This is a genomic window from Pseudomonas sp. T8 (assembly GCF_024610635.1).
Taxonomy (GTDB): Bacteria; Pseudomonadota; Gammaproteobacteria; order Pseudomonadales; family Pseudomonadaceae; genus Aquipseudomonas; species Aquipseudomonas chlororaphis_I.
Genome location: NZ_CP102374.1, coordinates 5393341 through 5405978 on the forward strand (window position 1 = coordinate 5393341; position 12638 = coordinate 5405978).

Here is a 12638-nt window from a genome sequence, read left to right on the forward strand (position 1 = left end):
GTTATCTCCCGGCGGCCGAAGCGTTGTTCTCGACAGGTGTGTGGATCAGGGCGTGCCGCAGCAGGTCGGCGATGATGCGCGGACCTTCCTGGGTCAGCAGCGACTCGGCATGAAACTGCATGGAGGCAAACGACGGTCCACGCAGGGCATGCACCTCGCCGGTCTCGCTGTCGCGGCTGATTTCGACGGTGCCGATGCCGTCGATGTCCAGGCGGTCACTCGAGCTCTGGGCGGCGAAGGTGTTGTAGAAACCCACCCGTTCGGTGGTGCCGAACAGGTCGATCTGTTTTTGCACGCCCTGGTTGGGAATGGCTTTGCGCTGCAGTTCCAGGCCCAGGCACAAGCTCAGCACCTGATGGCTCAGGCACACTGCCAGGAACGGCCGCTGCTGGCTGAGCAAGGAGCGGATGGCCACATGCAGGTGGTTGATTTTCGGCTGTTGGACTTCGCTCGGGTTGCCGGGGCCGGGGCCCATGATGACCAGGTCGTAGCCGTCAAAGCTGTATTCGTCGCTGAAGCTGCACACCGTCACCACCAGGCCCAGGGCCCGCAGTTGCTTGGCGATCATCGAGGTGAAGGTGTCTTCGGCGTCGACGATCAGCACCTGGCGGCCACTGAAGTCGGCCTGGATCTGCTCCCGCTGCTGGCTGTCCATCAGCCAGAAGTCCGAGACGTAGGCATTGCGGCTGGCCAATGCGGCGCGCACTTGCAGGTGGTTGCCGAAGCGCGAGGGCGCCTGGTTTTTCAGTGCGCTGATCAGGCCAGTGGCCTTGGCCCGGCTTTCGGCAGCCTCGGTCATCGGGTCGGAATGGCGCACGATGGTCGAGCCCACGCTGATTCGCACCTCGCCGCTGTTATCGATGTCGGCGGTGCGAATCAGGATCGCCGAGTCCAGGGAACGGCCGCCCTTGCCATCGCTGCCGATCAGCGCGGCCATGCCGCTGTAGTACGCGCGGCCTTGCGGCTCATAACGCTGGATGACCCGGCAGGCGCTTTCCAGCGGGCTGCCGGTGACGGTGGGCGCAAACAGGGTTTCGCGCAGGATTTCCCGTACATCGCGATGGGTCTTGCCTTCGATGAAGTACTCGGTGTGGGCCAGGTGCGCCATTTCCTTGAGGTAAGGACCGAGGACGTGGCCGCCGTCCTCACAAATGCGCGCCATCATTTTCAGCTCTTCATCCACCACCATGTAGAGCTCGTCGGCCTCCTTGCGATCCGCCAAAAAGTCCATGACTTCGCTCAGGTTGGGGCCGGCGGGCGGATAGCGGTAAGTGCCACTGATGGGGTTCATCACCGCGAGCCCATCCTTGATGCTGATGTGGCGCTCGGGGGACGCGCCCACGAAGGTACGGCTGCCGGTGTGGATGATGAACGTCCAGTAGGCGCCTTTCTCCCGTTCCAGCAGATGGCGAAAGAACGACAGCGCACTGGCCGGGCCGTACTCGCTGATCTCGGCCAGGAAGGTGCGCTTGATGACGAAGTTGGCGCCTTCCCCAGAGCCGATTTCGTTGGCGATCACCTGGCTGACGATCTCGGCGTAGCTCGCGTCGCTGAGGTCGAAGCGTTCGCTGTTCAACTGGATCGGCACGTTGGGCAACAGTCCCAGCAAGCGCTCGATGCTGATGGATTGCTGCTCGGTGATGTTCATCGCCAGCAGCGGCGACTGGTCGTCCACCGCCTCGAAACCGCGTTCGGCGATCTGGCGGTAGGGGATCAGCGTCAGTACATCCAGGCGAGGCGCGCCGATCGAGGTGGCAGGCAAGTCGATATCGGCCAGGACCTGCGGCTCCGACATTTCGCCGATCAGCACATCCAGCAGGCCGGGGCCGCTGGATTCCGGGCGGTACAACAGGGCAAACGGCTCGGGAGCCGGTTGCAGGATGCGCTCCATGAGACGGGCGGCTTGGCTCATAGCACCACCTCGTCGGTGGTGATGACCATGGCGCAACGGCTGGCGGCGTATTCGATGGCCATCCAGTGGTGCTCCTTGCTGAAGTCGGCGATGGCGTCGGCAACGAGGAAGGGCTGGATGTCGTTGGAGTAGGCATCCACGGTGGAAATCAGTACCCCGACATGGGCGTACACCCCGCACAGGATCAACTGATCGCGATTGTTGGCACGCATGCGTTCCAGCAGGTCGGAGTTGAAGAACGCGCTGTAGCGCCACTTGGTCAGCAGCCAGTCACTGGGCTTGGGGGTCAGGGCGTCGACCACCTCGCGGTCGGTGGGGCTGGCCTTCATGCCCGGGCCCCAGAAGTCCTTGAGCAGCCCGCGTTGCTCCTCGCTCATGCTGCCAGGTTGGGCGGTGTAGGCCACCGGAACGCCGTTGTCGGCGGCCCACTGGCGAATGCGCGCGGCATTGCTCACGACCTGTTCACGCAGGGCGTCGGGCAAGGGCCGCAGGAAGTAGCGCTGCATGTCATGCACCAGCAGCACGGCACGCTCGGGGTCGATGCTCCATTGCGCGAGGTTGACGGGCAGGTCGCGCGAAGTAGGCAAGACGTAGGGGACGATCGATGGAATGCCGGTCATGTCGACAAACTCCAGTCAAAAGGAGGCAAGGGTTGAGGTGGGCTGGTTCTTCCAGGCCATCACCGCGGTAATGGCCTGCCAGGGGTTCAGGCGCGGGTCGCACAGGCTCTTGTAGCGGCTGGCGACCTGATGCAGGCCGGCGGCATCGGAAGCGCACTCGCTGACGTCGTCAGGGGTGGTTTCCAGGTGCAGGCCGGCGGCCACGCCACCGGCTGAGGTCACGGCATGCTTGAAGGCGGTGATTTCCTCGGTGATGGCCTGCACCATGCGGGTCTTGTTGCCGCAGGGCGCGACGATGGTGTTGCCGTGCATCGGGTCGCTCAGCCAGATGATCTTGTGGCCGGCCTGGCGCACCGCTTCAACCAGCGGCGGCAGGCGATCGGCGACCTTTTGCGCGCCCATGCGGGCAATCAGGGTCAGCCGGCCGGGTTCGCGCTTGGAGTCCAGGCGTTCACACAGGCTCAGCAACTGGTCCCGGGTGATGTCCGGGCCAACCTTGCACGCCACCGGATTGAGCACTTCGCTGAGCAGCGTCACGTGAGCGCCCGTTAACTGACGGGTACGCTCGCCGATCCACGGCCAGTGGGTCGAACCGAGAAATACCCGGCCCTGTTCGTCCTGGCGCAGTTGTGGCAGTTCGTAGTCGAGTACCAGCATTTCGTGACTGGTCCAGGCCGGTGAACCGCTGAGTTGTTCCTGGCTTGCCGACGCTTTCCAGCCCAGGTGTTGCATGATGTCCCGCGCGGCGCTATAGCCTCGAACCAGGCGTTGCGCATCGTGCTGGCGATGACCGCAGACGGCCTCGCGGCCGTTGACCATGTCGCCGCGATACACCGGCAATTCGACATCGCCGATGCGTTCGTTGTTGTTGGAGCGCGGCTTGGCAAACTGCCCGGCAATCCGGCCCACCCGTACCACCGGTTGCTGGGTCACCAGCCGGAACGTACCGGCCAGGATGTCCAGCACCGCGGCTTTGCGGACCACATGGTCGGGAGTGCTTTCATCCATGTCCTCGGCGCAGTCACCGGACTGGATGACCATCGCTTCGCCGGCCGCTACACGTGCCAGCGTGGCGCGCAGCACCAGGATGTCTTCCACTCGTATCAATGAGGCGCTGTCCCTGAGGTAGGCCTGCGCGTCGTGCAATTGTGAGGGCTCGCTCCATTGAGGCTGCTGGAACGCTTCACAACTTAAAACCCGTTTCAGTAAGTCTTCCATGATGCGATCACTCTCACGAGGGATTAAGTTGGAATGCCTTCGCGTTTGATTTGCGGTACTGGAATACCCAGGGCGCGCAGTTGCTGAAAGACGTTCATGAATTCGCGATTGCGTTTTACTTTGCCGTCTTCCAGCTCGAAGGAGTGCAGGAAGTGGTTCTCGTAATAGCCTTCCGGATAGCCGGGAAAGAGGATCTTGCCGCGGCCATCGCACTCGACCCAGATATGGTTAGGGTCATCGGTTTCAAATACTTTGACGTTGTACCATTCCCAGTCCGGGAAGCACTTGAGTGACCAAACAGCATGTTCGGCCAACTTGGCTTTGCCACTGATTACAATCGGCGCGCCGGTGTCGGTGGTCCATAAGCCGCCTGTACCATCTTCGGTAAATAGTTCATGGCGGCGCAGGCGGTCCTGGCCTTTGGTCCGCATATATTGCTCGACCGTGGCGCGGTTTTTGCGGCGAAGTTCAGTGGTGTCGTTAGCGGTTAGTTGTTGCGTTGCACTGTTAGGCATGCTCAATCTCCAATGAATTAAGGGGGGGCTTATGAGGCGGGGATACCTTCACGCTTGATTCTTGGAACGGGGATACCCAAGGCGCGAAGTTGTTCGAAGGGGTTCATGAATTCACGGCTCTGCGTGATCTTGCCGTCATCCAGTTCGAAAGAATGGATGTAATGGTTTTCGCAATAACCTTCGGGATAACCGGGAACCAGAGTCTTGCCGCGACCGTCGCTCTCCACCCAGAAGTGGTTGGGGTTATCGGTTTCAAACACCCGGACGTTGTGCCATTGCCAGTCTGGAAAGCACTTCTCCAGCCATGCGCCGAGGGCGGCCAGCTTCGCGTGGCCCTGGAACACGAGGGGTTTGCCGGTTTCGGTGTTCCAGGAACCACCACTGCCATCCTGAGTGAACAGTTCATGCCGGCGCAGGCGATCTTTGCCGTTAGTGCGCATGTACTGTTCGACGGTGGCGCGATTTTTCTGGCGAAGTTCAAGATGATCATTAAAGCCGCTAGGGGAAAGCGAAGCAGGCATGGGCAGCATCCTCCTTAGTTGGGGGTGATAATGTTGAAAGTAAATATTTAGTTAATTGACGTGGGTGAATATTTACAGTGTTTAACTATGTTCCTGCGTGGCGGTGCTGAGCGGGTGTTGTTTATACACCTGCGTTTCTTGGGGGTGGAACTACCAGATCTTGTAGTGATTGGCGTATGAACGGGTTGGCTGCAGCCCACCGAATGAACTGTTGCATTATTGTGAAGAGGCAGGTTCATTCGTCGGCTGAAAGGTGGTAATGGCTTACTAACATCGCCGGGATGCAATGTTCTAAGTAGTTGGTTGGATTAGGCGCAATGAATCTAGTGCTAGCGCAAAGCCTTCTATGACGATGTGATTTTGCTTGTTGACAGAGATTCAGGTTGGTCTAGTCTAACGGCCTGTTTTCAACTTTAGTGGTGCTCAAAATGGAATTAGGGCAGCAGTTGGGATGGGATGCGTACTTTTATAGTATCTTTGCGCGAACCATGGATATGCAGGAGTTTACGGCTGTCGCGTTGAGGGCCTTGCGCGAACTACGGTTTGATTTTTTTGCCTACGGCATGTGCAGCGTGACCCCGTTCATGCGGCCCAGGACTTATATGTACGGCAATTACCCCGAGGACTGGGTGCAGCGATATCAGGCGGCTAACTACGCGGTGATCGATCCCACGGTGAAGCACAGCAAAGTCTCGTCGGCCCCCATTCTATGGAGCAATGAGTTGTTCCGGGGATGCGCGGACCTGTGGTCTGAAGCCAAGGATTCACATTTATGCCACGGCCTGGCACAACCCTCGTTCAACGCCCAGGGGAGGGTCGGGGTGTTAAGCCTGGCGCGCAAGAACAACCCCATCAGCCTTCAGGAATTTGAAGCCTTGAAGCCGGTGACCAGAGCCTTTGCCGCCGCGGCCCACGAGAAAATTTCCGAGCTGGAGAGCGACGTGCGTGTCTTCAATACGGGCGTGGCGTTCAGTGGGAGGGAATGTGATGTGCTGCGCTGGACGGCCGACGGCAAGACCTCGGAGGAAATCGGCGTGATCATGGGGGTGTGCACCGATACCGTGAATTACCATCACCGCAACATCCAGCGCAAAATCGGCGCCAGTAACCGCGTGCAGGCAGTGTCTTACGCAGTCGCGATGGGCTATATCTGAGGGGCATTCAAAAAGGACGACTCGGCCCGTATCAAGCTGTCTCTTTCAATAATGTGCCGGACATGAAGGCTGACGGTGCGACCGCGCTGCGATGGTGCTCGCGGTGGGCCGAGAGTTTGATGGCGAGGATTTTCTCATTCTGGTGCACCGTGACCGGGCCCAGCCGTTCGTAGTGGACGCCGTTGATTTTGTAATAGCGCTCCATGGTGCTGTTGACGATCCCGACGATGGCCTCTGCGCCCGCCAGGGCGGCCGTCTTGAGGCTTCTCCAGAACAACGGCATCGCCAATTGCGGTTCGCAGGTGGTGAAGCGAGTCATTTCCCAGACGGCTGGATGCTTGGGCGGCGCCCCGGCGCAGGCATGGCTGAACACCCCTTCAAGCAGGTTGGGGAGCGTGGTGGGAATCAGCCGGGCGCAGCCAACGATGGCGCGGTCTGCATTGAACGCCAGGAGGTAGCGGGCGTGTTCGGTGTCGTATTGATCCCATTCACAACCTGCCTGGCTCGGATGGGCGGGCAGCCGCCATCCGAGTTTCTCGACGAATTGTTCATGCCGAAAACGGCCGAGCATGAGTTTCAGCTCATCGCTCATTTCGTTCAGTGTGTGCTCTTCCATGTGCATCGCTGGGGTTCCTTAGGGATGGAGTGCAGTTTTATAGAGGACTTGCACAGGCTTGGCACCTGCAAGATCTGGTAGGGGCCTCGGTGGAATCGAGGTGAAGCCATTCGTTGGGGGCTTTGTCGAGGCGAGCGGTGGCGACAGTGACGTTGATCCAACCGTCGGTATTGAAGGCAACAGTCTGGCCCAGGCAGTCGCAGAGAAGGCTTCATGCACTCATGGGGCAAGAGGGCGGAGGGACGGCGAAGGTAGAGGGGGGATACGAGGAGAGATAGCCAGAAACAACAAAGCCCGCACAAGGCGGGCTTTGTTGAGGTACTTGGTGGCTACACAGGGACTTGAACCCCGGACCCCAGCATTATGAATGCTATGCTCTAACCAACTGAGCTATGTAGCCAAGTGGCGCGCATTATTCGCGTAGAACGGTAATGCGTCAAGCGCTTTTTATAAAAAAATTATCTACGCTATCAACCGTTTATCCAATTCCCTCCTGTAGCAGCGGCGATGGGCAGCGCTGGAACCAGCGGCTGGCCTGTTCATAGGCGTGGGCCAGTTGCAGGACGGCGAAGTCGGCCTGGTGCTTGCCGATGATCTGCAGGCCCATGGGCAGGCCGTCTTTATTGAAGCCGGCCTGGACGTTGGCCACCGGGCAGCCGGACAGGGTGCCGGGGATCACCACTTCCATCCAGCGGTGGTAGGTGTCCATGGCCACGCCGTTGATGCTCTGGGGCCAGGCCAGGGTTTTATCGAAGGGGAAGACCTGGGCGCTGGGTAGCAGCAGGTAGTCGAAATCCTCGAACAACCGGGAGATCGACCGGTACCAGTTGCTGCGCTGGACCGAGGCGGCAAACACTTCGCTGGCCGAGAGCGTCAGGCCGTTTTCCACTTCCCAGCGGGCTTCCGGTTTCAATAACGCACGTTGTTGCGGATCGGCATAGGCCGCGCCCAGGGAGCCGGCGACCATCCAGTGGCGCAAGGTGCGCCAGCAGCTCCACAGCTGCGGCATGGCGAAATCGGGTTGCGCCGGTTCGATGCGGCAGCCGAGGCTTTCGAAGTCGGCAAAGGTCGCCTCGCACAGCGCGAGCAGGCCCGGTTCCATCGGCAGGTAGCCGTCGAAATTCCCCAGCCAGCCCAGCCGGGTGCCCTTGAAATCGCGCTCCAGCGGGGCCGTGAAGGCCGCGCCGGATTCGGTAATGGACAGTGGCGCCCGGGCATCGGCGCCGGCCTGCACCGACAGCAGCAATGCGGTATCGCGCACGCTGCGGCCCATGGGGCCTTCGTAGCCCAGCTGGTCGAAGAACAGGTCGCTGCTGTCGTCGAAGGGCACGCGGCCCTGGGAGGGGCGGAAACCGATGACGTTGTTGAACGCCGCCGGGTTGCGCAGCGAGCCCATCATGTCGCTGCCGTCGGCCACCGGCACCAGGTGCATGGCCAGGGCCGCGGCGGCGCCCCCGCTGCTGCCGCCGGCGGTCTTGCCGGCATCGAAGGCGCAGGCGGTGGCGCCGAACAGCGGGTTGTAACTTTGCGAACCGAGGCCGAATTCCGGGGTGTTGCTTTTGCCGATGATGATCGCCCCGGCGGCCTTGATCCGCTCGACCATGATGCCGTCGCGCGGGGGAACAAAATCCTTGTACAGCGGCGAGCCGAGGGTGGTGCGGATGCCCTGGGTCAGGGACAGGTCCTTGATTGCATGGGGCAGGCCGTGCATCCAGCCGCGGTATTGCCCGCGGGCCAGTTCGGCATCGCGGGCGTCGGCCTGGGCCAGCAGTTGCTCGGCCGGTTGCAGGCTGACCAGGGCGTTGACCCTGGGGTTGAACCGCTCGATATGGGCAAGATAAGTCTGCATCACTTCCCGGCACGAAACATGGCGCAGGCGGATGCGTTCGGCGAGTTCGTGGGCCTGCAGCAGGACCAGTTCGCTGATGTTATTGGAAGTCATGGCAGGGCTGCCTTTCAAACGGCTGGAGAGGCGCCCCGCCAGGCTGGCGGGGCGGTACAGGTCAACGCATCAGGTTGGTCCACAGGCGGTCGGCCAGGCGGATCGCGCCTTCGCCGCAGGTCTGGCTGAACACCACCTTGGTGCCTTCGGGAATGTGCAGTTCCGGCGCATCCTTGAGGCCGGCGTCGAGGAAACTTTCCACGCCCTTGACCGGGCTCTGGTGCTTGAGGAAGTTCTGGGTCATCGCGGCGTTTTCAGGCGCGCTGAGGAAGGCGATGAAGGCCTTGGCGTTCGCCGGGTTCTTGCTGCCCTTGGGGATGACCATGTTGTCGACCCAGGCCAGCACGCCCTCCTTGGGGTACAGGTATTTCAGGCTGGGTTTCATCTCCCGGGCGCGCATCGACGAGCCGCCCCAGAACATCGACATGTCGATCTCGCCCGAGGCCAGGTTCTCGCGGATCGAGCCGGCCTTGGAGCTGTAGGTCTTGACGAAGGGTTTCTGCGCCTTGAGCAGGGTCAGCACCTGCTGCATCTGCTTGGGGTCTTCGCTGCACAGCGGGATGTCCAGGTACAGGCTGGCCATGTCGATCACTTCGCTGACCGAGTCGAACATGTTGATCCGCCCCTGCAGCTCGACCGGCGGCTGGTAGAGCACCTTGTAGCTGTCGGCCGGGCCCTTGTAGCGCTCGCCGTCGAGCACCACGCTGGTGGTGCCCCAGATAAAGGGTACGGAGTAGGCGCCCTCGGGGTCCCAGGTGGGCTTTTTCAGGTGGTCGACGAGGCCGGCGTAGTAGGGCTCCTTGACCGGGTCGAAGCGCTCCAGCAGCTGTTCCTTGATCAGGATCGGGATGAACTGGTGCGAAGGGATCGCCACGTCATAGCCGGTGCCGCCCTGTTTCAGCTTGGCCAGCAGGGTTTCGTTGGAGTCGTAGGAGTCCACCGTGACCTCGATGCCGGTCTGCTTCTGGAACTTGGCGAGGATCTCTGGCGAGAAATAGCCGCTCCAGCTCACCACGTTGAGTTTCTCGGCGGCGTGCACACCCAGTGGCAGGCTCAGCAGCAACGAGGTACCGAGGCTTGCGATCAACTTGCTCATGTCTTTTCCCCAAGGTCAGTGGAAGGTTCAAGCGTGTTTTTTGCCCAGCAGATAAGAGAGGCTGACGAACAGCACCGAGACGCCCAGGATCAGGGTCGAGACGGCGTTGACGTCGGGTGTCACGCCCATGCGCAACAGGCCGAAGATGAAGATCGGCAAGGTGGTGGTGCCGGCCTGGGAGACCATCATCGAGATCACGAAGTTATCCAGCGAGACGATGAAGGCCAGCATCAGCCCGGAGACGATCCCCGGCATCAGCAGCGGCAGGGTGACCTTGCGGAAGGTGCGCCACGGGCCGGAGTAGAGGTCGGCCGCGGCCTGCTCCAGGGACAGGTCCATATCGTTGAGCCGCGCGCGGATCGGCAGGTAGGCGAACGGAATGCAGAACACCGTATGGGCGATGATCAGGTTGCCGTAGCCCAGGGACAGGCCGATGGTGGAGAACAGCGCCAGGGTGGCCACGCCGACCACGATTTCCGGCAGCACCAGCGGCAGCATGATGGCGCCCATGGACAGTTGCAGGCCCTTGAACTTCGCCCCGCGGGAGGTCCCCAGCGCCGCCAGGGTGGCGATGGCGGTGGCGATCATGCTGGCGCACACGGCGATCAGCAGGCTGTTGCCGGCCGCCGAACGCAGCGCCTGGTTGGCGAAGGCGGCGCGGTACCAGTCGAGGCTGAAACCGGTCCAGACCGTGGCCGACTGGTTGGCGTTGAAGGAGAACACCACCAGCACCAGGATCGGCGCGTAGAGGTACAGGTAGAACAGAAAGCTGAAGCCGCCGAAGCCAGGAAAGTCCTGTACGCCGAGGCCGTTTCGCTTGAACAGGCGCAGCATCACACACCTCCCTGGGCAACGCGCTGGCGCTGGGCGCGCAGGGCATACAACGTCAGGACCAGCATCACCGCCGCCATCAGCACCAGCGACAGCGCGGCGCCGAACGGCCAGTTACGGGCATCGCTGAACTGCCGGAAGATCAGGTTGCCGAGCATCATCTTGGTCCCGCCGCCCAGCAGTTCCGGGGCGATCATCGCCCCCAGGCAAGGCACGAAGGTGAGGATGGCGCCGGCCAGGATTCCCGGCTTGGCCAGGGGCAGCACCACCTTGCGCAGGGTGCGGATACGCCCGGCATACAGGTCCTGGGCGGCTTCCAGCAGGCGGGTATCCATTTTTTCCAGGGTCGCGTAGATCGGCAGCACCACGAAGGGCGCGTAGGTGTAGACCAGCCCCAGCAGCACCGCGCCGTCGGTGTAGAGCATCTGCAGCGGCTCGTGGATGACTCCCAGGCCCATCAGGCTGTTGTTGATCACACCGCTGCTGCGCAGCAACAGAATCCAGGCGTAGGTGCGGATCAGCAGGTTGGCCCAGAACGGCACGGTGATCAGGAAGATCAGCAGGCCGCGACGCTGTGGCGGTTGCATGGCCAGCCACACCGCCACCGGGAAACCGATCAGCAGGGTGATGACCGTGGTCAGCCCGGCGATGCCGATGGAGCGCAGGGCGATGATCAGGTAGGAGTCGGCGAAGGCCAGGCTGTCATCCAGTTGCCGTTCGAACAGCAGAGCGGTGTAGGCGTCGCTGCTGAAGACCGGGTCGACCCCGCCATAGGGGTTGGCCTGCATCAGCGAGTAGCCGATGACGATCAGGATCGGCACCAGCAGAAACAGAGCGATGGCCAGCAGCGCCGGGCTGACCCCGAGGAAACTGTGCAAGGCCTTGCGCCGTTCCAGGGTGTTGGATAGCGATGATGTGTGCATGACGAACCCTCGTGCTCAATCCAGCAGGACGCTGGCGCTGCCGCGGTCGAACAACAGGCCGGCCTGGCTGCCCACCGGGAAGCGCTGGCTCTGGTCGACGCTGTTGGGTGTGCGCACCGTCAGGCGCGAACCGTCGCTGAGGCTGACCTGGTATTGCAGGTCGGTGCCCAGGTAGATCTGCGCCTCGATCCGGCAGGGCAGGGCGCCTTCGCTGCCTTGTGGCAGCAGGTGCAGGCGCTCGGGGCGGACCGACAGGGCCACGGTCGCGCCGACACTGACGTCGCTGCACGGTTGGGCGGGCAGCGGATGCCCGGCCGGCCCGGCGAACCAGGCGAGGCCGGCTTCGACGCGGGTCACGTTGGCGTCGATAAAGTTGGTTTCACCGATGAAGTCGGCGACGAAGCGGTTGCGCGGCCGTTCGTAGATGTCCTCGGGGCGACCGACCTGCTGCACCTCGCCTTCCGACAGCACGGCGATGCGGTCGGACATGGTCAGGGCTTCTTCCTGGTCGTGGGTGACGAAGATAAAGGTGATGCCGGTCCTGGCCTGGATGCTTTTCAGCTCTTCGCGCATGGCCTGGCGCAGCTTGAGGTCGAGGGCCGAGAGCGGTTCGTCGAGCAGCAGCACCTTGGGATGGGGGGCCAGGGCGCGGGCCAGGGCCACACGCTGTTGCTGGCCGCCGGACAGTTGGGCCGGCTTGCGCGTGGCGAAGCGTTCCATCTGCACCAGGGCGAGCATTTCCCGTACCCGCTCGGCGATCTGCGCCTTGCTCAACACCTTGCCCATGGGCTGGGATTCCAGGCCGAAGGCCAGGTTCTCGGCGATGCTCATATGGGGAAACAGCGCGTAGTGCTGGAACACTGTGTTGACCGGGCGCTGGAAGGGCGGGCGATCGGCGATGTTTTCGCCGTAGAGCAGGATCTCGCCCTGGGTCGGAAATTCGAACCCGGCGATCATCCGCAGCAAGGTGGTCTTGCCGCAGCCGGACGGGCCGAGCAGGGTGAAGAATTCGTTGTCGCGGATGTCCAGGTCGATGCTTTTCAGCGCCACCGGCCCGGTGTGCGGATCGCCGTAGACTTTGCGGACGGCGCGGATAGACACAGCCAGCGTTTGCAGCGAATGCAGGGCATTCATGCGTAACCTCCGATTCCCCCATCGCCCTTGGCAAGCATCTGCAAGACGCCGCGCGGCCAGGCCATGGATATTATTTTTCTGGGCAGGATCGAGATGTGTTCGGGTGTGTGGCGAGCCGGTCTTGCAGGCTCTTTATTGTTCTGCTGGGGGCGATTA

The 12638-nt window shown here is 61.9% G+C and carries 12 protein-coding genes and 1 tRNA gene; 1 reads left to right on the plus strand and 12 read right to left on the minus strand.

Annotated features, from left to right (window positions below; translation table 11 throughout):
* Nucleotide 1: 1 nt before the first annotated feature.
* Genes NRG23_RS24450 through NRG23_RS24470 form a run of 5 tightly spaced genes read right to left on the minus strand, consistent with a single transcriptional unit; the run spans nucleotide 2 to nucleotide 4786 of the window.
* Nucleotides 2-1912, minus strand: coding sequence for a phenazine-specific anthranilate synthase component I (locus NRG23_RS24450; protein ID WP_009050822.1), 1911 nt, complete (start codon nucleotides 1910-1912; stop codon nucleotides 2-4).
* Nucleotides 1909-2532 (minus strand): isochorismatase family protein, encoded by a 624-nt coding sequence (locus tag NRG23_RS24455; RefSeq protein WP_009050821.1) that lies wholly within the window; start codon nucleotides 2530-2532, stop codon nucleotides 1909-1911. The genes NRG23_RS24450 and NRG23_RS24455 overlap by 4 nt, the downstream gene beginning before the upstream one ends.
* A gap of 15 nt (nucleotides 2533-2547) precedes the next feature.
* Nucleotides 2548-3750: a 3-deoxy-7-phosphoheptulonate synthase gene (locus tag NRG23_RS24460; protein ID WP_257372537.1), complete on the minus strand. Its 1203-nt coding sequence runs from the start codon at nucleotides 3748-3750 to the stop codon at nucleotides 2548-2550.
* Nucleotides 3751-3773: 23 nt separating this feature from the next.
* Nucleotides 3774-4265, minus strand: coding sequence for a PhzA/PhzB family protein (locus tag NRG23_RS24465; protein ID WP_009050819.1), 492 nt, complete (start codon nucleotides 4263-4265; stop codon nucleotides 3774-3776).
* 29 nt (nucleotides 4266-4294) lie between these two features.
* Nucleotides 4295-4786 carry a PhzA/PhzB family protein gene (locus tag NRG23_RS24470; RefSeq protein ID WP_009050818.1) on the minus strand — a complete coding sequence of 164 codons (492 nt, stop codon included), beginning with the start codon at nucleotides 4784-4786 and terminating at the stop codon, nucleotides 4295-4297.
* Nucleotides 4787-5214: 428 nt separating this feature from the next.
* Here NRG23_RS24470 and NRG23_RS24475 point away from each other — a divergent pair, with 428 nt between their 5' ends.
* Entirely contained in the window at nucleotides 5215-5940 is a 726-nt protein-coding gene (locus NRG23_RS24475) for an autoinducer binding domain-containing protein (protein ID WP_038635113.1), read from the plus strand.
* A gap of 31 nt (nucleotides 5941-5971) precedes the next feature.
* Here NRG23_RS24475 and NRG23_RS24480 read toward each other — a convergent pair whose 3' ends face one another.
* The 7 genes from NRG23_RS24480 to NRG23_RS24510 form a co-directional block, all read right to left on the minus strand.
* Complete coding sequence (locus NRG23_RS24480) at nucleotides 5972-6562, minus strand: acyl-homoserine-lactone synthase (protein WP_257372540.1); 591 nt, start codon at nucleotides 6560-6562, stop codon at nucleotides 5972-5974.
* Nucleotides 6563-6879: 317 nt separating this feature from the next.
* A tRNA-Met gene (locus NRG23_RS24485) sits at nucleotides 6880-6956 on the minus strand.
* A gap of 78 nt (nucleotides 6957-7034) precedes the next feature.
* Nucleotides 7035-8498 (minus strand): amidase, encoded by a 1464-nt coding sequence (locus tag NRG23_RS24490; protein WP_257372542.1) that lies wholly within the window; start codon nucleotides 8496-8498, stop codon nucleotides 7035-7037.
* Between the two features lie 61 nt (nucleotides 8499-8559).
* Entirely contained in the window at nucleotides 8560-9594 is a 1035-nt protein-coding gene (locus NRG23_RS24495; RefSeq protein ID WP_257372544.1) for an extracellular solute-binding protein, read from the minus strand.
* 27 nt (nucleotides 9595-9621) lie between these two features.
* On the minus strand, nucleotides 9622-10431 hold the full coding sequence (locus tag NRG23_RS24500; protein WP_162096075.1) for an ABC transporter permease: 810 nt from the start codon (nucleotides 10429-10431) through the stop codon (nucleotides 9622-9624).
* A complete protein-coding gene (locus tag NRG23_RS24505; protein ID WP_124300489.1) occupies nucleotides 10428-11348 on the minus strand; it encodes an ABC transporter permease in 921 nt (306 codons plus the stop codon). Before NRG23_RS24505 ends, NRG23_RS24500 begins: the two co-directional genes overlap by 4 nt.
* A 15-nt stretch (nucleotides 11349-11363) precedes the next feature.
* Complete coding sequence (locus NRG23_RS24510; RefSeq protein WP_124309536.1) at nucleotides 11364-12482, minus strand: ABC transporter ATP-binding protein; 1119 nt, start codon at nucleotides 12480-12482, stop codon at nucleotides 11364-11366.
* Nucleotides 12483-12638: the final 156 nt, after the last annotated feature.

What these genes read in the sequence shown, in the direction of transcription:
- NRG23_RS24480 (WP_257372540.1), bottom strand. Translation starts at nt 6,562, where the DNA reads ATGCACATGGAAGAGCACACACTGAACGAAATGAGCGATGAGCTGAAA.
- NRG23_RS24470 (WP_009050818.1), bottom strand. Translation starts at nt 4,786, where the DNA reads ATGCCTGCTTCGCTTTCCCCTAGCGGCTTTAATGATCATCTTGAACTT.
- NRG23_RS24475 (WP_038635113.1), top strand. Translation starts at nt 5,215, where the DNA reads ATGGAATTAGGGCAGCAGTTGGGATGGGATGCGTACTTTTATAGTATC.
- NRG23_RS24455 (WP_009050821.1), bottom strand. Translation starts at nt 2,532, where the DNA reads ATGACCGGCATTCCATCGATCGTCCCCTACGTCTTGCCTACTTCGCGC.
- NRG23_RS24450 (WP_009050822.1), bottom strand. Translation starts at nt 1,912, where the DNA reads ATGAGCCAAGCCGCCCGTCTCATGGAGCGCATCCTGCAACCGGCTCCC.
- NRG23_RS24510 (WP_124309536.1), bottom strand. Translation starts at nt 12,482, where the DNA reads ATGAATGCCCTGCATTCGCTGCAAACGCTGGCTGTGTCTATCCGCGCC.
- NRG23_RS24505 (WP_124300489.1), bottom strand. Translation starts at nt 11,348, where the DNA reads ATGCACACATCATCGCTATCCAACACCCTGGAACGGCGCAAGGCCTTG.
- NRG23_RS24495 (WP_257372544.1), bottom strand. Translation starts at nt 9,594, where the DNA reads ATGAGCAAGTTGATCGCAAGCCTCGGTACCTCGTTGCTGCTGAGCCTG.
- NRG23_RS24460 (WP_257372537.1), bottom strand. Translation starts at nt 3,750, where the DNA reads ATGGAAGACTTACTGAAACGGGTTTTAAGTTGTGAAGCGTTCCAGCAG.
- NRG23_RS24490 (WP_257372542.1), bottom strand. Translation starts at nt 8,498, where the DNA reads ATGACTTCCAATAACATCAGCGAACTGGTCCTGCTGCAGGCCCACGAA.
- NRG23_RS24465 (WP_009050819.1), bottom strand. Translation starts at nt 4,265, where the DNA reads ATGCCTAACAGTGCAACGCAACAACTAACCGCTAACGACACCACTGAA.